The sequence below is a fragment of the Streptomyces sp. NPDC037242 genome (genome assembly GCF_055604165.1).
This window is the reverse complement of sequence record NZ_JBVJUY010000011.1, coordinates 57616-77770: the sequence shown is the minus strand read 5'-3', so window position 1 is coordinate 77770 and position 20155 is coordinate 57616. Positions and strand designations below refer to the sequence as shown.

At 69.2% G+C, this 20155-nt stretch carries 21 protein-coding genes and 1 pseudogene; 20 read left to right on the top strand and 2 right to left on the bottom strand.

Going from position 1 to position 20155, the window contains the following annotated elements:
• The first annotated feature begins 122 nt into the window (after nt 1-122).
• From ACZ7GJ_RS15455 to ACZ7GJ_RS15445, 3 genes are all read left to right on the top strand, one after another.
• Complete coding sequence (locus tag ACZ7GJ_RS15455; protein ID WP_470751982.1) at nt 123-1322, top strand: site-2 protease family protein; 1200 nt, start codon at nt 123-125, stop codon at nt 1320-1322.
• Between the two features lie 18 nt (nt 1323-1340).
• Nucleotides 1341-2237, top strand: coding sequence for a tRNA (adenine-N1)-methyltransferase (locus ACZ7GJ_RS15450; protein WP_470751980.1), 897 nt, complete (start codon nt 1341-1343; stop codon nt 2235-2237).
• 208 nt (nt 2238-2445) lie between these two features.
• Entirely contained in the window at nt 2446-3036 is a 591-nt protein-coding gene (locus tag ACZ7GJ_RS15445) for a hypothetical protein (RefSeq protein ID WP_470751979.1), read from the top strand.
• 4 nt (nt 3037-3040) lie between these two features.
• On the opposite strand, the gene ACZ7GJ_RS15440 is transcribed toward ACZ7GJ_RS15445, so the two are convergent.
• Nucleotides 3041-3361 (bottom strand): ferredoxin, encoded by a 321-nt coding sequence (locus tag ACZ7GJ_RS15440; RefSeq protein ID WP_470751977.1) that lies wholly within the window; start codon nt 3359-3361, stop codon nt 3041-3043.
• Between the two features lie 264 nt (nt 3362-3625).
• Between ACZ7GJ_RS15440 and arc the strand changes: the two genes are divergently transcribed.
• The 6 genes from arc to prcA all read left to right on the top strand — a co-directional run bounded on the left by arc (nt 3626) and on the right by prcA (nt 9777).
• Nucleotides 3626-5392, top strand: a complete 1767-nt coding sequence (gene arc, locus ACZ7GJ_RS15435) for a proteasome ATPase (RefSeq protein WP_470751975.1) — start codon at nt 3626-3628, stop codon at nt 5390-5392.
• A gap of 252 nt (nt 5393-5644) precedes the next feature.
• On the top strand, nt 5645-7156 hold the full coding sequence (gene dop, locus ACZ7GJ_RS15430; RefSeq protein WP_470751973.1) for a depupylase/deamidase Dop: 1512 nt from the start codon (nt 5645-5647) through the stop codon (nt 7154-7156).
• A gap of 176 nt (nt 7157-7332) precedes the next feature.
• Nucleotides 7333-7545, top strand: coding sequence for a ubiquitin-like protein Pup (locus ACZ7GJ_RS15425; protein WP_133898495.1), 213 nt, complete (start codon nt 7333-7335; stop codon nt 7543-7545).
• A 321-nt stretch (nt 7546-7866) separates the two neighbouring features.
• A complete protein-coding gene (locus ACZ7GJ_RS15420; protein WP_470752148.1) occupies nt 7867-8175 on the top strand; it encodes an endonuclease VII domain-containing protein in 309 nt (102 codons plus the stop codon).
• Nucleotides 8127-8966 (top strand): proteasome subunit beta, encoded by an 840-nt coding sequence (gene prcB, locus ACZ7GJ_RS15415; RefSeq protein ID WP_470751971.1) that lies wholly within the window; start codon nt 8127-8129, stop codon nt 8964-8966. The genes ACZ7GJ_RS15420 and prcB overlap by 49 nt, the downstream gene beginning before the upstream one ends.
• Nucleotides 8967-9012: 46 nt before the next feature.
• Nucleotides 9013-9777, top strand: a complete 765-nt coding sequence (gene prcA / locus ACZ7GJ_RS15410) for a proteasome subunit alpha (protein ID WP_470751970.1) — start codon at nt 9013-9015, stop codon at nt 9775-9777.
• A 59-nt stretch (nt 9778-9836) separates the two neighbouring features.
• On the opposite strand, the gene ACZ7GJ_RS15405 is transcribed toward prcA, so the two are convergent.
• Nucleotides 9837-10829: a LacI family DNA-binding transcriptional regulator gene (locus ACZ7GJ_RS15405; protein WP_470751969.1), complete on the bottom strand. Its 993-nt coding sequence runs from the start codon at nt 10827-10829 to the stop codon at nt 9837-9839.
• Between the two features lie 156 nt (nt 10830-10985).
• Between ACZ7GJ_RS15405 and ACZ7GJ_RS15400 the strand changes: the two are divergent.
• From ACZ7GJ_RS15400 to ACZ7GJ_RS15350, 11 genes and pseudogenes are all read left to right on the top strand, one after another.
• A pseudogene (locus ACZ7GJ_RS15400) lies at nt 10986-12285 on the top strand (MFS transporter).
• A 9-nt stretch (nt 12286-12294) separates the two neighbouring features.
• A complete protein-coding gene (pafA, locus tag ACZ7GJ_RS15395; protein ID WP_030016332.1) occupies nt 12295-13656 on the top strand; it encodes a Pup--protein ligase in 1362 nt (453 codons plus the stop codon).
• A gap of 139 nt (nt 13657-13795) precedes the next feature.
• On the top strand, nt 13796-14734 hold the full coding sequence (locus ACZ7GJ_RS15390) for an FKBP-type peptidyl-prolyl cis-trans isomerase (RefSeq protein ID WP_470751968.1): 939 nt from the start codon (nt 13796-13798) through the stop codon (nt 14732-14734).
• Nucleotides 14735-14762: 28 nt separating this feature from the next.
• On the top strand, nt 14763-15158 hold the full coding sequence (locus tag ACZ7GJ_RS15385) for an FKBP-type peptidyl-prolyl cis-trans isomerase (RefSeq protein ID WP_470751966.1): 396 nt from the start codon (nt 14763-14765) through the stop codon (nt 15156-15158).
• A 130-nt stretch (nt 15159-15288) separates the two neighbouring features.
• Nucleotides 15289-16245: a helix-turn-helix transcriptional regulator gene (locus tag ACZ7GJ_RS15380; RefSeq protein WP_470751964.1), complete on the top strand. Its 957-nt coding sequence runs from the start codon at nt 15289-15291 to the stop codon at nt 16243-16245.
• A gap of 48 nt (nt 16246-16293) precedes the next feature.
• Nucleotides 16294-17262, top strand: a complete 969-nt coding sequence (locus tag ACZ7GJ_RS15375; RefSeq protein WP_470751962.1) for a helix-turn-helix transcriptional regulator — start codon at nt 16294-16296, stop codon at nt 17260-17262.
• 15 nt (nt 17263-17277) lie between these two features.
• The gene (locus tag ACZ7GJ_RS15370) at nt 17278-17526 is read left to right on the top strand and encodes a CpXC domain-containing protein (RefSeq protein ID WP_365918009.1); all 249 of its coding nucleotides are present in this window, start codon (nt 17278-17280) and stop codon (nt 17524-17526) included.
• Between the two features lie 26 nt (nt 17527-17552).
• A complete protein-coding gene (locus tag ACZ7GJ_RS15365; protein ID WP_470751960.1) occupies nt 17553-17753 on the top strand; it encodes a hypothetical protein in 201 nt (66 codons plus the stop codon).
• Between the two features lie 173 nt (nt 17754-17926).
• The gene (gene tatA, locus ACZ7GJ_RS15360; protein ID WP_470751959.1) at nt 17927-18220 is read left to right on the top strand and encodes a Sec-independent protein translocase subunit TatA; all 294 of its coding nucleotides are present in this window, start codon (nt 17927-17929) and stop codon (nt 18218-18220) included.
• Between the two features lie 52 nt (nt 18221-18272).
• The gene (gene tatC, locus ACZ7GJ_RS15355) at nt 18273-19238 is read left to right on the top strand and encodes a twin-arginine translocase subunit TatC (RefSeq protein WP_470751958.1); all 966 of its coding nucleotides are present in this window, start codon (nt 18273-18275) and stop codon (nt 19236-19238) included.
• 17 nt (nt 19239-19255) lie between these two features.
• On the top strand, nt 19256-20143 hold the full coding sequence (locus ACZ7GJ_RS15350) for a diacylglycerol kinase (protein ID WP_470751956.1): 888 nt from the start codon (nt 19256-19258) through the stop codon (nt 20141-20143).
• Nucleotides 20144-20155 lie beyond the last annotated feature (12 nt).

Here is a 20155-nt window from a genome sequence, read left to right as displayed (position 1 = left end):
ATGATCGGAGCATCACACCGCGCGATCGGCGCGACCCGGAACACAGGCGCAGACGCAACACAACGGCCGGCGCACCCCACAGCACCCCACCAGCACCGGACAGCAGCGAACGAAGGACAACCGTGGCAGACACCGACGAAACCGGCGAGCGCGCAGACCGGCGCTCCGGACCGGGCGGCGGACTCCTCATGGGCCGCCCCTTCGGCGTACCCGTCTACGTCTCGCCCAGCTGGTTCCTGGTAGCCGCCCTCATCACCTGGGTCTTCGGCGACCAGCTCGACCGGATCCTGCCCGACCTCGGACCGGCCCGCTACCTCGTCTCCCTCTTCTTCGCCGTCGCCTTCTACGCCTCCGTCCTCGTCCACGAACTCGCCCACACCGTCGCCGCACTCCGCTTCAAACTCCCCGTGCGCCGCATCCAGCTCCAGTTCTTCGGCGGAGTCTCCGAGATCGAGAAGGAATCCGAGACCCCCGGCCGCGAATTCGTCCTCGCCTTCGTCGGCCCCCTGCTCTCCCTCCTCCTCGCCGGCGCCTTCTACCTCGGCATGAAAGCCGTCGACCCGGCCACCGTCCCCGGCGTCCTCCTCGCCGGCCTCATGATCTCCAACCTCCTCGTCGCCGCCTTCAACCTCCTCCCCGGCCTCCCCCTCGACGGCGGCCGCATGCTCCGCGCCGTCATCTGGGGCATCACCGGCAAACCCATGACCGGCACCATCGCCGCCGCCTGGGTCGGCCGCGGCCTCGCCGTCACCGTCCTCCTCGGCCTCCCCCTGCTCACCCACACCGGGATCCTCGGCAACCCCGCCCAGGACATCGGCGGCATGGACACCGTCATGGACGCCCTCCTCGCAGCGATCCTCGCCGCCATCATCTGGACCGGCGCCGGCAACAGCCTGCGCATGGCCCGCCTGCGCGAACACCTCCCCGAACTACGCGCCCGCACCCTCACCCGCCGCGCCATCCCCGTCGAGAACACCACCCCCCTCTCCGAGGCCCTGCGCCGCGCCAACGAAGCCGGAGCCCGCGCCCTCGTCGTCGTCGACGGCCACGGCGACCCCACCGCCATCGTCCGCGAGACCGCCATCGCCTCCGTACCCGAACACCGACGTCCCTGGGTCGCCGTCAGCACCCTCGCCCAGGACCTCACCGACGGCATGAAGGTCTCCGCCGAGCTCACCGGCGAAGAACTCCTCGACCACCTCCGCGCCACCCCCGCCACCGAATACCTCGTCCTCGAAACCGGCGGCCAGATCTACGGCGTGCTCTCCACCCAGGACGTCGAAAGAGCCTTCGTGAAGGCCATGGCGCGGCCCCAGTCCTGAAGCCAATACACTGGTCACATGTCCGAACCGACCGGTGCCGCCCGCCGACGCGGGCCCTTCGAGGTCGGGGACCAGGTTCAGCTCACCGACCCCAAGGGCCGCCACTACACGTTCACGCTCGAAGCCGGGAAGAATTTCCACACCCACAAGGGTTCCTTCCCGCACGACGAGCTGATCGGCTCCCCCGAGGGCAGTGTTGTCCGTACCACGGGCAACGTCGCGTACCTCGCGCTGCGTCCCCTGCTCCCCGACTATGTCCTGTCCATGCCCCGCGGTGCCGCCGTGGTCTACCCCAAGGACGCGGGCCAGATCCTGGCCTTCGCCGACATCTTCCCCGGCGCCCGCGTCGTGGAAGCAGGTGTGGGCTCCGGCTCCCTGAGCAGCTTCCTGCTGCGCGCCATCGGCGACCAGGGCATGCTCCACAGCTACGAGCGCCGCGCGGACTTCGCCGAGATCGCCACCGCCAACGTCGAGCGCTACTTCGGAGGCCCGCACCCCGCGTGGCAGCTGACCGTGGGCGACCTCCAGGACAACCTGTCCGACACCGACGTCGACCGCGTGATCCTCGACATGCTCGCCCCCTGGGAATGCCTGGAAGCCGTCTCCAAGGCGCTCGTCCCCGGCGGCATCCTGTGCTGCTACGTGGCCACCACCACCCAGCTCTCGCGCACCGTCGAGTCCATCCGCGAGTTCGGCTGCTACGCCGAACCGCAGCCCTGGGAATCGATGATCCGCAACTGGCACGTCGAGGGCCTGGCCGTCCGCCCCGACCACCGGATGATCGGACACACCGGCTTCCTCGTCACCGCCCGCCGCCTCGCGGACGGCGTCGAGCCCCCCATGCGCCGCCGCCGCCCCTCCAAGGGCGCCTACGGCGAGGACTACGAGGGCCCCGGCAGCGACCGCTCCGCGTAGCCGCACCACAGGGCCCGTCCGCCGGACCGGCCCACCCAACACGAAGGCGCTGTGGCGCAGTTCCCCGCACGATCCGGGAACTGCGCCACAGCGCCTTTTCGTTGTCGGGGAAGCCGGGCCGCCGGCTGCGGACCCGGCCGTTCCACCTCCGTGTGAGGTGTGGCACGATGCTGGCTCCCCGTCACCCTTCGCACAGGAGACACCCCGCGTGCTGCACAGCCCCGCCGAGCTGACGCCCACCCTGGAAACCCTGGCGCACAACCACGCCAGGCCCATCCACTGGCTCGCCACGGCCTCCGCCATGGCCGCCGTCATAGCCGGCGCGGGACTCCTCCAACCCGATGCGGCCACCGGAGCCCCCACGGGGCCCCACAGCGGCCCACAGGCCACCGCACCCGACGCCCACGCCGTCACCTACCCCCTGGACTGCAAGGGCGCCCCGCAGACCGTCACGGCCACCGCCGAAGGCGATCTCGACGGCGACGGCCGCCCCGAGACGGTCGCCGCCGTCCGCTGCGAAGCAGGCTCCGGAACCCCGCCGCACGCGATCTACGTACTCACCCGCGACAAGGCCGAAGGCGCGCCGCCCCGCGTGGTCGCCACCCTGCTCGACACCGCCCGGCGCCAGACCGCCACCGACCTCACCATCCGCGACCGGACCATCACCGCGAGTCTCCTCGGCTACTCCGGACCCGAGGTCCCACGCTGCTGCCCCGACAAGAAGCAGCTCGCCAAGTGGCTCTGGAGCGGCGGGAAATTCCGCCAGGAGCTTACGGACTCCGGCTCAGGAAGTGTTTGAACCGTCACTCCGCGTCGGGACCGAAGACCTCGACCCTGTCCGAAACGCGCCTTACGTGAATGCAGTCACCCGGGCATTCCTTCGCCGAATCCACCACGTCCTGGAGCAGGACCAGCGGAACCGGAGTACTCGCCCCCGCCTCCTGCAGCAGCTCGTCGTCGGCGCCCTTCACATACGCCAGACCGTCGATGTCCAGCTCGAACACCTCCGGGGCGTACTGCACGCAGATGCCGTCACCGGTGCAGAGGTCCTGGTCGATCCACACCTCGAGCGGTTCTCCGGCCCCGCCGGCACCGCTCGTGGGAGCCTCCTGCTGCACGGTCATATCTCCTGCACTTCCCTGCCCTGAGTGATCCATCCCGGACACAACTCGCAGCAAGTCGCGCGAGCTCCGGCGGGTGTTGAACAGTTCGACCTTACAACCGGCTGCTTTCCGATGTTGATGGGTGGGTATTTCCTTGGCGTGAGGGAGTACGCAAGGGTGAAGATCGGACACACCTCTACCGTCTTTGTGATCTAGGGGTTTCAATCACCACCAGCCCAGGTAGGGTCAGGAAGCGTCCAGCTCCCCTTGGAGGAGGTGAGGACCGTGGCAGCCCACGACGACGACATCAACCGCGGCATCCGGCCGGGGCGAGGGTCTGAGGACCCCGCCGGTCAGGTTGCCTATCTCGAGCAGGAAATCGCCGTCCTGCGACGTAAGCTCGCCGACTCTCCGCGACACACGAGGATTCTCGAAGAGCGGATCGTCGAGCTCCAGACAAACCTGGCCGGCGTCTCCGCACAAAACGAGCGCCTGGCCAATACCCTCCGCGAAGCCCGCGACCAGATCGTGGCCCTCAAGGAGGAAGTCGACCGGCTCGCACAGCCGCCGGCCGGCTTCGGTGTCTTCCTTCAGGCGAACGAGGACGGCACCGTCGACATCTTCACCGGCGGCCGAAAGCTCCGCGTGAACGTGAGCCCCAGCGTCGAGCCGGAAGACCTCCGGCGCGGCCAGGAGGTCATGCTCAACGAAGCGCTCAACGTGGTCGAAGCCATGGAATTCGAGCGGGCCGGGGACATCGTCACCCTCAAGGAGATCCTCGAGGACGGCGAGCGCGCCCTGGTGGTCGGGCACACCGACGAGGAGAGGGTGGTGAGGCTCGCCGAGCCGCTCCTGGACGTCACCATCCGCCCCGGCGACTCCCTGCTGCTCGAACCCCGCTCCGGCTACGTCTACGAGATCGTCCCCAAGAGCGAGGTCGAGGACCTCGTCCTCGAAGAGGTCCCCGACATCGACTACGACAAGATCGGCGGCCTGGGCGACCAGATCGAGCTGATCCGCGACGCGGTCGAGCTCCCGTACCTCTACCCCGACCTCTTCAAGGAACACGAACTGCGGCCCCCGAAGGGCATCCTGCTCTACGGCCCGCCCGGCTGCGGCAAGACGCTCATCGCCAAGGCCGTCGCCAACTCCCTTGCCAAGAAGGTCGCCGAGGTCACCGGCCAGCCCGCCGGGAAGTCCTACTTCCTGAACATCAAGGGCCCCGAACTCCTCAACAAGTACGTCGGCGAGACCGAGCGGCACATCCGCCTCGTCTTCCAGCGTGCCCGGGAGAAGGCGAGCGAGGGCACCCCCGTCATCGTCTTCTTCGACGAGATGGAATCCCTCTTCCGCACCCGCGGATCCGGAGTCAGCTCGGACGTCGAGAACACCATCGTCCCCCAGCTGCTCGCCGAGATCGACGGCGTGGAAGGCCTGGAGAACGTCATCGTCATCGGCGCCTCCAACCGCGAGGACATGATCGACCCGGCCATCCTGCGCCCCGGCCGGCTCGACGTGAAGATCAAGATCGAGCGCCCGGACGCCGAGGCCGCGAAGGACATCTTCGCGAAGTACCTCAAGGTCTCGCTGCCCCTGCACACCGACGACCTGTCCGAGCACTCGGGCTCGCCGGCCGGCACCGTCCACAGCATGATCCAGACCGTCGTCGAGCAGATGTACGCCGAAACCGAGGAAAACCGCTTCCTCGAGGTCACGTACGCCAACGGCGACAAGGAAGTCCTCTACTTCAAGGACTTCAACTCCGGCGCCATGATCCAGAACATCGTGGACCGTGCGAAGAAGATGGCGATCAAGGCCTTCCTCGAGCACAACCAGAAGGGCCTCCGCGTCTCCCACCTCCTCCAGGCCTGCGTGGACGAGTTCAAGGAGAACGAGGACCTGCCGAACACCACCAACCCCGACGACTGGGCCCGAATCTCCGGAAAGAAGGGCGAGCGGATCGTATTCATCCGCACACTCGTCACCGGAAAGCAGGGCGCGGACACCGGACGCTCCATCGACACGGTGGCCAACACCGGTCAGTACCTCTGACGAAGCGGGGCGGCTGCGGGTGCCCCGACCGGGGCACCCGCAGCCGACTGCTTTACCGACTGCCTTTTTCAGCCGGTGACAAGGCAAAGTCAATGACTGAAATGATCTCCCCACCAGCGCGGAGTGGTTCTAGGCTCTTCCGTACCGCCGGTCGCGCAGTGCGGGGACGGACACCGCACCAGACGCACCGGAGCACCAGCGGTACTTGAGCGCCGCCCCCGAACGGGAGCGCCGCCGGGCAAGGAGGGCCGCATGACCGTACGGCGAGTAATGGGGATCGAGACGGAGTACGGGATCTCCGTCCCCGGGCACCCGAACGCCAATGCCATGCTCACCTCGTCCCAGATCGTCAACGCCTACGCGGCGGCGATGCACCGGGCGCGACGCGCCCGCTGGGACTTCGAGGAAGAGAATCCACTACGGGACGCCCGCGGCTTCGACCTCGCCCGCGAGGCCGCCGACAACAGCCAGCTCACCGACGAGGACATCGGCCTCGCCAACGTGATCCTCACCAACGGCGCACGGCTCTACGTCGACCACGCGCACCCCGAGTACAGCTCGCCGGAGATCACCAATCCGCTGGACGCCGTGCTCTGGGACAAGGCCGGCGAACGGATCATGGCCGAGGCGGCGGTACGGGCGGCACAACTGCCCGGCGCCCAGCCGATCCACCTCTACAAGAACAACACCGACAACAAGGGCGCCTCCTACGGCACGCACGAGAACTACCTGATGAAGCGGGAGACCCCCTTCTCGGACATCGTGCGCCACCTCACCCCCTTCTTCGTCTCGCGGCAGGTCGTCACCGGCGCCGGCCGCGTGGGCATCGGCCAGGACGGACGCGAGCACGGCTTCCAGATCAGCCAGCGCGCGGACTACTTCGAGGTCGAGGTGGGACTGGAGACCACCCTCAAGCGACCCATCATCAACACCCGCGACGAACCGCACTCGGACGCGGAGAAGTACCGCCGCCTCCACGTGATCATCGGCGACGCCAACCTCTCCGAGATCTCCACCTACCTCAAACTCGGCACGACGGCCCTGGTCCTGTCCATGATCGAGGACGGGTTCATCAACGTCGACCTGGCCGTGGACCAGCCGGTGCGCACCCTGCACCAGGTCTCCCACGACCCGGACCTCCAGCACCTGATCACGCTGCGCAGCGGGCGGACCCTGACGGCCGTGCAGCTGCAGATGGAGTACTTCGAGCTGGCCAGGAAGTACGTGGAGGAGCGTTTCGGCTCCGACGCGGACGAGCAGACCAAGGACGTGCTGCTCCGCTGGGAGGACGTACTGGGCCGGCTGGAGAGCGACCCGATGAGCCTGTCGGGAGAGCTGGACTGGATCGCGAAGCGGGAGATCCTGGAGGGCTACCGCAGGCGCGACGGACTCGGCTGGGACGCGGCCCGGCTGCACCTGGTGGACCTCCAGTACGCGGACGTACGGCCCGAGAAGGGCCTGTACAACCGTCTGGTGGCCCGCGGCAAGATGCGGCGGCTGCTGGAGGAGCCGGCCGTGGAGCGGGCCCAGAGCAAGCCACCGGAGGACACCCGGGCGTACTTCCGGGGGCGCTGCCTGGAGCAGTACGCCGATGACGTGGCCGCGGCCTCGTGGGACTCGGTCATCTTCGACCTGCCGGGGCACGACTCGCTCCAGCGGGTCCCGACGATGGAGCCGCTGCGGGGCACGCGGGCGCACGTGAAGGAGCTCCTGGACCGCTGCCGCACGGCGGAGGACCTGGTGCGGGTGCTTTCGGGGCGCTGAGCGGGGCTGAAAGGCCTCCGGCCCGGGAATCATGAAGACAGCCGGACGTTAATGAAAGTACGGGGACGGATGTCGGACCCTCCTTGTAGGGTCCGACGTAGGGTCTGATCTTGAGGGATCCCGAATTCGCGGGATCTCTCGACGTGAGCGTGCGAACCGAGCGGGGTGAGGTAGACATGGCGACCAAGGACACCGGCGGCGGACAGCAGAAGGCGCAGCGCTCGACCGAGGAGGTCGAGGAGGCGGCGGTCGAGGAATCGACCGACCTCAAGGAGCGCCAGGAAAAGCTCTCCGACGACGTCGACTCCGTCCTCGACGAAATCGATGATGTGCTCGAGGAGAATGCTGAGGATTTCGTGAGGTCGTTCGTTCAGAAGGGTGGCCAGTAGGCCATTTGACCTTCGGATCGAAGGTGGGGGGCGTTGGTGTAGTTGTCCGAGGTCACGAAGCGGTGCTCGCGATGCAAGCAGGACAAGCCGCGAACGGAATACGCGAGCAATCGCTCCATAGCCGACGGCTTGCAGTCGTATTGCCGTACGTGCGCAGCGGCCTACTACAAAGCGCGCCAGGAAGCGAAGGGTCGGACGGTGCGGGAGAAGGTTCCCGTACCGCCCGGTCACAAGCGGTGCCCCCAATGCGAGGAGATCAAGCCTCACTCGGAATGGGAACCGAACAAGACCACATCCGACGGGTGGTCCAGCTACTGCCGCATGTGCCGGGCGCAGCGGAACCGGGCGAGCTACTTCAAACGGAAGTACGGGATCACCGAGGCCGAGCGCGACGAGATGATCGGCGCTCAAGGCGGAGTCTGCTTACTCTGCCGAGTGGGTCCGGCGGAGCACGTGGATCACGATCATCAGACGGGTAAGGTCCGAGGCGTACTGTGCTTCAGCTGTAACGCAGCCTTGGGGCAGTTCAAGGATCGGCCGGACGTCATACGGCGTGCAGCCGCTTATGTGGAAGGAAACCTGTGGAACCCAACACTCGTAGCACAGGGCGTCTACCGGCAGCCTTCCTGACGCCGGGGTCGTCGTCCTTCATGGACTTCCTGGGCGCGCACTCGCCCGAGATGCTGCCCGGCAACCGCAAGCTGCCGGACGGGGTCATCGAGGCGCCGCACGGGACGACCATCGTGGCCGCCACCTTCCCCGGCGGGGTCGTGCTCGCCGGTGACCGGCGGGCGACCATGGGGAACATGATCGCGCAGCGGGACATCGAGAAGGTGTTCCCGGCGGACGAGTACTCCGCGGTGGGCATCGCCGGTACGGCCGGCCTGGCCGTGGAGATGGTCAAGCTGTTCCAGCTGGAGCTGGAGCACTTCGAGAAGGTGGAGGGCGCGACGCTCTCCCTGGAGGGCAAGGCCAACCGGCTCTCGACCATGATCCGGAGCAATCTGGGCATGGCGATGCAGGGGCTGGCGGTCGTACCGCTCTTCGCGGGTTACGACGAGGGCAAGGAGAAGGGCCGGATCTTCTCCTACGACGTGACCGGCGGCCGCTCCGAGGAGCACGGCTTCGCCGCCACCGGTTCCGGCTCGATCTTCGCGCGCGGCTCGATGAAGAAGCTCTACCGCCCCGATCTGACGGAGGAGCAGGCCACCACGCTGGTCGTCCAGGCGCTGTTCGACGCCGCGGACGACGACTCGGCGACGGGTGGGCCGGACCTGTACCGGCACATCTACCCGATCGTCACCGTCATCACCGACGAGGGCTTCCGCAGGCTGACCGACGAGCAGTCGCAGGACCTCGCCCGTACGGTCACCGACCGCCGGCTGGAGCAGCCCGACGGTCCGCGCGCCGCCCTCCTCTGACCATCCGCCGTTCCTCAGGAGCCCAGAAGAAAGGGACGGACAGCCGGTGTCGACTCCGTTCTATGTGTCACCCCAGCAGGCCATGGCCGACCGGGCGGAATACGCCCGGAAGGGCATTGCCCGCGGTCGCAGCCTTGTCGTGCTGCAGTACGCCGACGGCATCGTGTTCGTCGGTGAGAACCCGTCCCGTGCGCTGCACAAGTTCAGCGAGATCTATGACCGGATCGGCTTCGCGGCCGCCGGCAAGTACAACGAGTACGAGAACCTGCGGATCGGCGGGGTGCGCTATGCCGATCTGCGCGGATACACCTATGACCGTGACGATGTGACGGCCCGTGGGTTGGCGAACGTGTACGCGCAGACGCTCGGCACGATCTTTTCGAGTGCCGGTGAGAAGCCGTACGAGGTGGAGCTGGTCGTCGCCGAGGTCGGGGCGACCGCCGCGGGCGACCAGATCTACCGGTTGCCGCACGACGGGTCGATCGTGGATGAGCACGGGTCGGTCGCGGTGGGCGGCAACGCCGAGCAGATCAGTACGTTCCTCGATCAGCGCCACCAGGACGGGATGACCCTGTCGGAGGCGTTGAAGCTGGCGGTGCAGGCGCTGTCGAGCCAGGCGAACGGTGCGGAGAAGGCGATTCCGGCCGAGCGGCTGGAGGTTGCGGTGCTGGACCGGACGCGTGCGCAGCAGCGGAAGTTCAAGCGGATCCGGGGTCGGCAGTTGTCGCGGCTGCTGGAGGCTGATGTTCCGGCGGCGGTGCAGGCGGATGCCGTGTCGAACGACGAGGCTCCGGAGGACGAGGCCGAGTAGGTCCTGTCCGGCGCGTTGGCCCCGGTCTGCCGTTTTCGGCGGGCCGGGGCTTCGTCGTGTCAGCGGGCGGGTCCGGTGGAGCCGCGGACGACGAGTTGTACGGGGATGTCGGGGGCGGTCCAGGGGGTGCCTTCGAGGACGGCGAGGAGTGCGGTCATGCCTTGTTCGCCGATGCGTTCGGCGGGGAGGCTGACGGTGGTGAGTTCGGGTTCGACGGCGGTGGCGAGGGCGAGGTCGTCGAAGCCGGTGACGGAGAGGTCGTCGGGGACGCGCAGGCCGAGGCGGCGGGCGGCTTTGCAGGCGCCGGCGGCGAGGATGTCGTCGTCGCAGATGACGGCGGTGGGGCGGGTCGCGGGGGTTGCCAGGGCGCTTTCCATGGCCGTACGGGCGCTGTCGACGCTGAGGGGGGCTCGTACGGTGCGCAGGTCGGCGTGGGGGCCCAGGAGGGCGGTGAGGGCCTGGGCGCGGGCTTGGAAGGTCCAGGTGTCGATGTCGGAGGCGAGGTGGAGGAAGCGGTGGTGGCCGAGGGCGTGGAGGTGTTCGGTGACCTGGCGCATGCCGTCGGCGACGGCGAGGTTGACGTGGGCGGCGGCGCGGTCGGAGGCGGGGTCGCTGTCGAGCATGACGAGGGGGAGTCCGTCGCCGCCGATGGCTTCGAGGGCGCGGGCGGCCATGGATGAGGCGATGACTCCGTCGAGTGCGGCGCGGGCGGAGGCGAAGGGGTCGCGGGCGGGGCCGGTGCCGTCGGGGGAGGGGTAGAGGACGACGCCGAAGCCGTGTTCGGCGGCGATGCGGGCGGCGCCGGTGTAGACGCGGGCGAAGAATTCGTTGGTGAGGGCGGGGACGACGAGGAGGGCGGTGCGGGTGGAGCCGAGGCGCAGGTTGCGGGCGGCGAGGTTGGGGCGGTAGCCGAGTCGGGTGGCGGCTTCGCGGACGAGGGTGACGGTGCGTTGGGAGACGCGGCCGTGCCATTTGTCGCCGAGGACGAGGGAGACGGTGGCTTGGGAGACCCCGGCGGCGGCGGCCACGTCGCGGCTGGTGGGTCTGGTCACAGGTGGCTCCCGAAGCGGGTGGTCAGGGGGGTGGCGGGGGGTCGTCGGGGGGTCGTCGGTTGGACCGGCGGCCTGTGGCCATGGTACGTATGACTGGTCAAGTTATACGTATTACCTAGGTTACTCCCGGCGGGGTCCGGGCAGAAGGGGGCGGACATGGCCGCGGGTTACGCGGAGCTGCTCAGGACCCGGCACGCCGCGAGGCTGCTGGTGGGGACGCTCATAGGCCGGCTGCCCAACGGCACGGCGGCCATCGCCATCGTGCTGTTCACGCGGGCCGAGGGCGGCAGCTACAGCCTCGCGGGGGCGCTGGCCGCCTCGTACGGGCTGGCCAATGCGATCGGGCAGCCGTTGCTCGGGCGGGCCGTGGATCTGTTCGGGCAGCCGCGGGTGCAGCTGCCGGCGGCGGTGGTGTCCGCGCTGGGCATGGTGTGGCTGGCTCTGGCGGGTACGGGGTCGGCGCTGCCGGCCTATTCGGCGGTGGTGATCGCCGGGCTGTTCACGCCTCCGCTGGAGGGCGGGCTGCGGGCGCTGTGGCCGGGGGTGCTGGGCGGCCGTGAGGAGCGGGTGCACGCGGCGTACGCGATGGACGCGGTGGCGCAGGAGGTCATGTTCACGGTCGGTCCGCTGCTGGTGACGCTGTTCGTGTCGCTGTGGTCGCCGGCGGGGGCGCTGCTGGCGCTGAATGCGATCGGGGTGCTGGGCGCGCTGTCGGTGGTGGTCAGCGAGCCGTCGCGCAGCTGGCGGTCGGAGCCGCGCGAGGCGCACTGGCTGGGGGCGCTGCGTTCCAAGGGGCTGCTGGCGCTGCTCGGTGCCTTCTTCTTCGTGGGTATGGCGCTGGGTTCGATCGCCGTGGCGGCGGTGGCGTATGCGGATGATCACGGGAACCAGGCGGTGTACGGCTGGCTGATGGCGGCGCTGGGGCTGGGCGCGTTGATCGGCGGGGTGGTCTATGGTGCGCGGCAGTGGGCCGGTGCGCCGGAGCGGCGGCTGCGGATGCTGGTGGCGCTGCTGGCGTTGGGTTACCTGCCGCTGATGCTGACGCCGGGTCCGGTGGCGATGACGGCGCTGGCGGCGCTGTCGGGTGTGTTCCTGGCGCCGGCGCTGGCGTGTGCGTTCATCGTGGTGGACCGGCATGCTCCGGCGGGCACGGTGACGGAGGCGTTCTCCTGGCTGGTGACGTTCTTCGGGGTGGGGGCGTCGATCGGTACGGCGGCGGCCGGGCCGGCGGTGGAGCTGGGTGGTACGGCGACGAGCTTCGCGGTGGCGAGTTTCGCCGGGGTGGCGGCGCTGGTGGTGCTGACGGCCACTCAGAGGGTGCTGGCGACGGCGGGTCGCAGTCGTGCGGTGGCGGGTTCGGCGGAGGGTGTGTCGGGGGTGCCGTCGGAGCGGCTCGTCGGTAATTGATCGAAACGGCACCGGCGAACCCGGTTTCAGAAGAGGGCAGAAGGCGTAATGTTCAGTCATGGACCGCCGCATTTTCGGGCTGGAGAACGAGTACGGCGTCACGTGCACGTTCAGGGGACAGCGCCGACTGTCTCCTGACGAAGTGGCGCGCTACCTCTTCCGCCGTGTTGTGTCATGGGGCCGCAGCAGCAATGTCTTCCTGCGGAACGGCGCCCGCCTCTACCTCGACGTGGGTTCGCATCCGGAATATGCAACTCCCGAATGCGACAACGTGACCGAACTGGTCACGCACGACAAGGCCGGCGAGCGCATTCTCGAAGGCCTGCTCGTCGATGCCGAACGCCGCCTGCACGAGGAGGGAATCGCGGGCGACGTATACCTCTTCAAGAACAACACCGACTCGGCGGGCAACTCCTACGGCTGCCACGAGAACTACCTGGTGGCCCGACACGGAGAATTCTCCCGCCTGGCGGACATCCTGATTCCGTTCCTTGTCACGCGGCAGTTGATCTGCGGTGCGGGCAAGGTGCTGCAGACGCCGCGGGGTGCGGTCTACTGCGTGAGCCAGCGGGCCGAGCACATCTGGGAGGGCGTCAGCTCCGCGACGACCCGTTCCCGGCCGATCATCAACACGCGGGACGAGCCGCATGCGGACGCGGAGCGCTACCGCCGTCTGCATGTCATCGTGGGCGACTCGAACATGTCGGAGACGACGATGCTGCTCAAGGTCGGGGCCACCGACCTGGTGCTGCGCATGATCGAGGCGGGCACGGTGATGCGTGACCTGACGCTGGAGAACCCGATCCGGGCGATCCGCGAGGTCAGCCACGACATCACCGGTCAGCGCAAGGTGCGTCTGGCGAGCGGCCGGGAGGCGTCGGCGCTGGAGATCCAGCGGGAGTACTACGACAAGGCGGTGGACTTCGCCGAGCGCCGGGGCATCCGGACCGGTGTGGTGGACCAGGTGCTGGAGCTGTGGGGCCGGACCCTGGACGCGATCGACGCGGAGGACCTGGACCGGATCGGCACCGAGATCGACTGGGTGATGAAGTACCAGTTGATCGAGCGGTACCGGGCGAAGCACAACATGACGATGTCGAACCCGCGGGTGGCTCAGATAGACCTCGCGTACCACGACATCCACCGTCGGCGCGGCTTGTACTACTTGCTGGAGCGCAAGGGGCAGGCGGCGCGGATCTGCAACGACCTGAAGATCTTCGAGGGCAAGTCGGTGCCCCCGCAGACCACGAGGGCGCGGCTGCGCGGGGACTTCATCCGGCGGGCCCAGGAGCAGCGCCGGGACTTCACGGTCGACTGGGTGCACCTGAAGTTGAACGACCAGGCGCAGCGCACGGTGCTGTGCAAGGACCCGTTCCGTTCGGTGGACGACCGGGTGGAGAAGCTCATCGCGGGGATGTAGCGCGCCGCTGGTGATGCACACGTGGCGCGATGTGACATCGCACTGATCTGGCCCAGGGCCTCGTACGGATCTCGTACGAGGCCCTGTGCACGGCTTAGAGTGGCGACGACCGTCCAGCCGTCTGAGATCTGAGGAACACGTGCGCCGACTTGCCGGCCTGCTTGTCGTACCCCTTCTGCTGCTGTCGACAGCAGCCTGTGGTGACAGCGGCTCCGACTCCGCCCAGATGAAGAACGGGGTGCCCGCGATCACGAAGGGCGCCAAGTTCGGGGAGACGCCCACCCTGTCGAAGGGGACGGGCGAACCGCCCAAGGAACTGAAGGTGGAGACCATCAGCGAGGGCGACGGCCCGGCGCTGAAGAAGGGCGACATCGCCCAGGTCAACTACCTCGGCCAGGTGTGGGACGGTACGACGCCGTTCGACGCGAGCTTCGGCAAGGGCAAGCCGTTCGAGGTCACCATCGGTGCCGGCCAGGTCATCAAGGGCTGGGACCAGGGCCTGGAGGGCAAGAAGGTCGGCAGCCGTCTGGAGCTGGTGATCCCGCCGGACCTCGGTTACGGCGACAAGGGCTCGGGCGACAAGATCAAGCCGAACGCCACGCTGGTCTTCGTCGTGGACATCGTCAAGGGCACCACCATCCCTGCCTCCGCCAAGGGCAAGGAGGTCGCGCAGGACAACAAGGACCTGCCCAAGATCGGTACGAACACGGACGGCAAGGAAGTCTCCGTGGCCGTCCCGAAGGACGTGACGCCGCCGGCCAAGCTGGTCTCGGACTACGTCCTGGAGGGCGACGGCGCGGTCGTCAAGGACACCGACAACGTCGTGGTCAAGTTCAACGGCAAGACGTGGAAGGACGACAAGACCTTCGAGAGCACGTACACGTCGGACACGACGGTGACCTGGCCGATGGAGCAGCTCTCGGTCAAGGGCCTGAAGGACGGCCTGGTCGGCAAGAAGGTCGGCAGCCGCATCCTTCTCGTCATCCCGCCGGACCAGGGCTTCGGCGACAAGGAGCAGGGCACCATCCCGGCGAACTCCACGCTGGTCTTCAGCCTCGACATCCTCGCCGTGGTGTAAGACTGTTCCGGTTGACCGTTTCGTACGTATGAGGAGCAGTTCCGTGAGCGACAAGCTCGAGAAGCCCGAGATCGACTTCCCCGAGGGCGAGGCCCCCAAGGACCTCGTGTCCGAGGACATCTGGCTGGGCGACGGCGCCGAGGCCAAGGCCGGCGACCGGGTTTCCGTCCACTACGTGGGCGTGGCCTTCTCCACCGGCGAGGAGTTCGACGCCTCCTGGAACCGCGGCTCCGCGCTGCAGTTCCAGCTCGGTGTCGGCCAGGTCATCTCCGGCTGGGACCAGGGTGTCCAGGGCATGAAGGTGGGCGGTCGCCGCAAGCTGACGATCCCCGCGCACCTCGCCTACGGCGACCGCGGCGCGGGCAGCGCGATCGCCCCGGGCGAGACGCTGATCTTCGTCTGCGACCTGGTCAAGGTCGGCTGATCCGGACATCCGCGATCAGTGCAGGGGCCCCCGCCGTTCGGCGGGGGCCCCTCGCTTTTGCCGGAGACCGCCGGGGCGGTACGGTCAACGGTCACGAGTGTGTACGTCGAGCAACGGGGGACTGGCGTCGATGGCGATTGCCAAGGCCGAGCGGCTGATGAATCTGGCGTTGTGTCTGCTGGGGACCCGCCGGCCGCTCAGCAAGCGCGAACTGCGCGGTTCCATCGAGGCCTACATGGAAGCCGGCAACGACGAGTCCTTCAACCGCATGTTCGAGCGGGACAAGGACGATCTGCGTGAACTCGGCCTGGTCATCGAGACGGTGGAGAACCTGGAGGGGGAGACGGGCTACCTGGCCCGCCGTGACAGCAACCGGCTGCCGCCCGTGTCCCTGGACGCCGAGGAGGCCGCCGCCCTCGGGCTCGCGGCCAAGGTCTGGCAGCAGGCCCGCCTCGCCGGTGCGGCCAGCGGCGCCCTGCAGAAGCTGCGCGCGGGCGGGATGCCCGAGGCCGGTGACCCGTACGAGGGCCAGCACAGCGCAATCGAGCCGCGCATCCCGGTCCACGAGGCGGCCTTCGAGCCGCTGATGCTGGCCTGCCGGGACCGCCGGCCGGTGGTCTTCGACTACCGCAAGTCCACCGCCGCCCGGCCCGAGACCCGCCAGGTCGAGCCGTGGGCGCTGGAATGCTGGCGCGGCCACTGGTACCTGGCCGGATACGACCGCGACCGCGGGGCGGAGCGCGTGTTCCGGCTGTCCCGGATCACCGGCAAGGTCCGCTCCCGCGCCGCCAAGTACACCGCCGAGGTCCCGGACGTGGTGACCGTACGGGAGACCGTGGCGAGCTGGGCCGGGGAGAGCGCCGACCGCTCCGCGGTCATCCGGCTGCGCGCCGGCGCGGGCTACCCGCTGCGGGCGAAGGCCACGGCCGTGCGCGAGGGCGGCGACGGCTGGGACGAGCTGGAGATCCCCTACGGGCACGGACTGGACGCCTGGCTGGTGGAGTTCGGCCCGGACGTCGTGGTGCTGGACCCCGCCGACCTGCGGGCCGACGTGGTGGACCGGCTGCGTGCCGTCGCCAAGGGCTGACCCGACCGCAACATCAGTAGCAACGCCCTGAGGGGGAGACGTACCAGCATGGCTGCCAACGCCATCGACCAGACGCGCCGGATGCTGTCCCTGGTGACGTACCTGCGCGAGCGCCCCGGCGCGCACGTCGCCGACGTCGCCCGCGCCTTCGGGATCACCGAGGACGAGCTGATCTCGGACCTCGACGTGCTGCCCATGTGCGGGACCAGCTTCCGCGGCGGGGACCTGCTCGACATCGACACCGACGGGGAGCGCATCTGGTGGCGCAATCCCGACGCCTCGGGAGAGTCCACCGCCGAGCCCCTGCGGCTGGCCGCCGACGAGGCGACCGCGCTGCTGGTCGCCGCCCGCGCCGTGGCCACCCTGCCCGGCCTGCGCGAGAGCGACCGGGACGCGCTGCTGCGGGCCACCGCCAAGCTGGAGGCCGCCGCGGGCGAGGTCGCCGGCGCCAGCTCCCGGCTGTCGGTGACCTTCGAGTCCGAGGGCGGGGTCTTCGCCGACGTGGACCGGGCCATCGCCGAGCGCCGCCGGCTGTGGCTGCGCTACTACTCGCCCGCGCGCGACGAGCTCACCGAGCGCCGGGTCGACCCGATCAGGCTCTTCGCCGTGGGGCACACCTACATGGAGGGCTGGTGCCACCTCTCCGAGGCCCGGCGCACCTTCCGCCTCGACCGGGTGGCCGAGATCAGGCTGCTCGACGAGCGGGCCGACCCGCCCGCCATCGAGCCGCGCGACCTGTCCGAGGGGCTCGTCCAGCCGGCCGCCGAGGACCCGGAGGTCGTGGTCGAGGTGGGCCCGGGCGGGCGCTGGGTGGCGGAGTACTACCCGCACGACAGCGCCGAGGAGCTCGCCGACGGCGGGCTGCGCATCACCCTGCGCAGCCCGGACCCGGCCTCGCTGCGCCGGCTCGCGCTGCGCCTGGGCCGCGAGGGGCGCATCGTGGCGCCGGTGGAGCTGGCGGACAGCGCCCGGCAGGCGGCGCGGGAAGCACTGGCGGGATACGGGGAACAGGGCTGAGGGGAGCGCCGAGCGATGTCGCCAACGTCCGGGACACCAGGGACATCCGGGACACCGGTCGCCTTCAAGGCGGCCTGTCCCGACTGCCGAGCCCGCTTCGAGCTGGACGCCGGCGCCCTGCGCCTGGCCATCGGCGGCAGCAGGCGCACCACCTTCTACTCCTTCACCTGCCCCGAGTGCGGTGCCTCCGTACGCAAACCGGCCGGTGAGCGGATCGTGGAGCTGCTGACCGGTGGTGGCGTGAGCACCCTGCGCAGCATCTGAGACGGGTGGTGGCCTAGGCTCTTCCCATGCTGTGGCCGATGTTCGCAATTGCCCTGGGCTTCCTCGGGCTCGCCGTCCTCGCCGTCCTCGCGGTGCGGGTGTTCGTGGAGGTGCGGCGGCTGTCGGTGCAGGTCGCGGACGCCAGCCGCCGGATCACGGACGCCTCGGGCGACCTGGAGCGGGCGGCGGGCGACCTGGCGCGCGCGGGCCGGGCCGCACGGCCGTAGCAATGGTGGAGCAACAGTCGTACTGTCGGACTGCCGCGCAAGCAGGGAGACCCCGGGGGATTGCCTGGCGTTAACCCCCGGGGGTTACGATCCTTGTCAGAGCGGCCACCGGATCTTGGGTCCGGGCCGCCCGGCCACCACAACCAGCCGTTTCGGTGAGAAGGAAGACACACATGATCGGCAATCTGAAGCCCCTTGAGATCCTTCTGATCATCGCTGTCATCGTGCTGCTGTTCGGCGCCAAGAAGCTCCCCGACATGGCCCGCTCGCTCGGCAAGTCGGCCCGCATCCTCAAGAGCGAGGCCAAGGCGATGAAGAAGGACGGCGAGGCGGACGACGCCGCCGCGTCCCCGGTCGCCGACGCCGCCCCGCAGCAGCCGGTCGCCCCCCGCACCATCCAGGCCGCGCCCGGTGACGTCACCAGCGCCCGCCCGGTGAGCGAGCCGAACCACACCACCAAGAGCTGACAACGGCCGGTCACGGCGCGCCAGTCATCTGCAACGAGACAAGGGACGTGGGTTGCTCAAGTCTGCCCGCAAGCAGGGGAAGCAGGACCAGAAGGCGAAGGACGCCGAAGGGCGGATGCCTCTCGTCGAGCACCTGCGTGAGCTGAGAAACCGCCTGCTGAAGTCGGTACTGGCGATTCTCGTCATCACCATCGTGGCGGCGGTCTACTACCGGCCGATCATCGACTTCCTGCTGGAGCCCATGCTCAGCTCCGTCGGCTGCGTCAACGGCGCCACCGTCCAGCGCAACGGCGCGCCCTGCGCCGAGATGACCACCAGCGGTCTGACCGCCCCGTTCTCCATCGCGCTGAAGGTCGGCCTGTCCGCCGGCATCGTGCTCTCGGCCCCGGTCTGGCTCTACCAGCTGTGGGCGTTCGCCGCCCCGGGCCTGCACAGGAGCGAGAAGAAGTACGCGCTCAGCTTCGTCGCGGTCGGCGCGCCGCTGTTCCTGACCGGCGCCGTGCTCGCGTACAAGATCCTGCCCCAGACGGCGGAGATCCTCCTCGGCTTCACGCCCGACCACGTCAAGAACCTGCTGCCGGTCGACGACTACCTCGACCTGGTCACGCGCATGGTCGTGGTCTTCGGCATCGCCTTCGAGCTGCCGCTGATGCTGGTGCTGCTGAACTTCACCGGCGTCCTCACCGCCAAGCGCCTCGCCGGCTGGTGGCGCGCCATGGTCCTGGGCATCACGGTCTTCGCCGCCTTCGCGACGCCCACCGGCGACCCGATCACCATGCTGACCCTGGCCTCGCCGATCGTGGCCCTGTACTTCCTCGCGCTGGGCGTGTGCCTCGTCAACGACCGCAGGCGCAAGCGCAACAACCCCGACGCCGGCCTCGACGACGACGAGGCCTCCCAGCTCGACCTGACCCCCTCCGACCTCGGCGACGTCGAGACGGTGGCGGCGCCCGGCGCGCTGCCCGAGCAGGCCGACGGGAGCCGGCACCGGATCAACGGTTACGACGACGCGACCTGACAGGTACATTCCGGTGGGTGAGCGCTGAGATCACCCTCTTCGTCAATCCCACCGCGGGACGCGGCCGGGGCGCGCACGCCGCGCAGCCGGCCGCTTCCGCTCTGCGGGCCGCGGGCTTCTGCGTACGGACGGTCGTCGGCACCGACGCCGAGGACGCGCTGGCCCGGCTGCGGACCGCCGTGCGCGAGGGCACCGGCGCGGTGATCGCGGTCGGCGGCGACGGCATGGTCTCCCTCGCGCTCCAGGCGCTGGCCGGGACGCTGGTGCCGCTCGGAGTGGTCGCGGTGGGCACCGGCAACGACTTCGCCCGCGCGCTCGGCCTGCCCGTACGGGAACCCGCGCAGGCGGGCCGGCTGGCCGCCGAGTCCCTCAAGGAGAGCCGGATCCGGGAGATCGACCTGGGGCGTGCGGCCGGCAAGTGGTACGGGACCGTGCTGTGCTCGGGCTTCGACTCGCGGGTCAACGACCGGGGCAACCGGATGCGGCTGCCGGCGGGCCGGTTCAAGTACGACCTGGCCATGGTCGCCGAGCTGGCCGCCTTCGAGCCCTTCCCGTACCGGATCACCCTGGACGGCGGCGCGGTGATCGAGACCGAGGCCACGCTGGTGGCAGTCGGCAACGGGTCCTCCTACGGCGGCGGGATGCGCATCTGCGCCGACGCCGTACCCGACGACGGCCTGTTCGACATCACGGTCGTCGGCGACTGCAGCCGCGCCACCCTCCTCAAGGTCTTCCCGCAGGTCTACAAGGGGACCCACCTCAGCCACCCGAAGGTGACCGTCCACCGCGCCGCGAAGGTGACCCTGGAGGCCGCCGGGATCACCGCCTACGCGGACGGCGAGCCGCTCGGACCGCTGCCGGTGACCGCCGAATGCGTACCCGGGGCGCTGCGCCTGCTCACTTAAATGATCGCGACT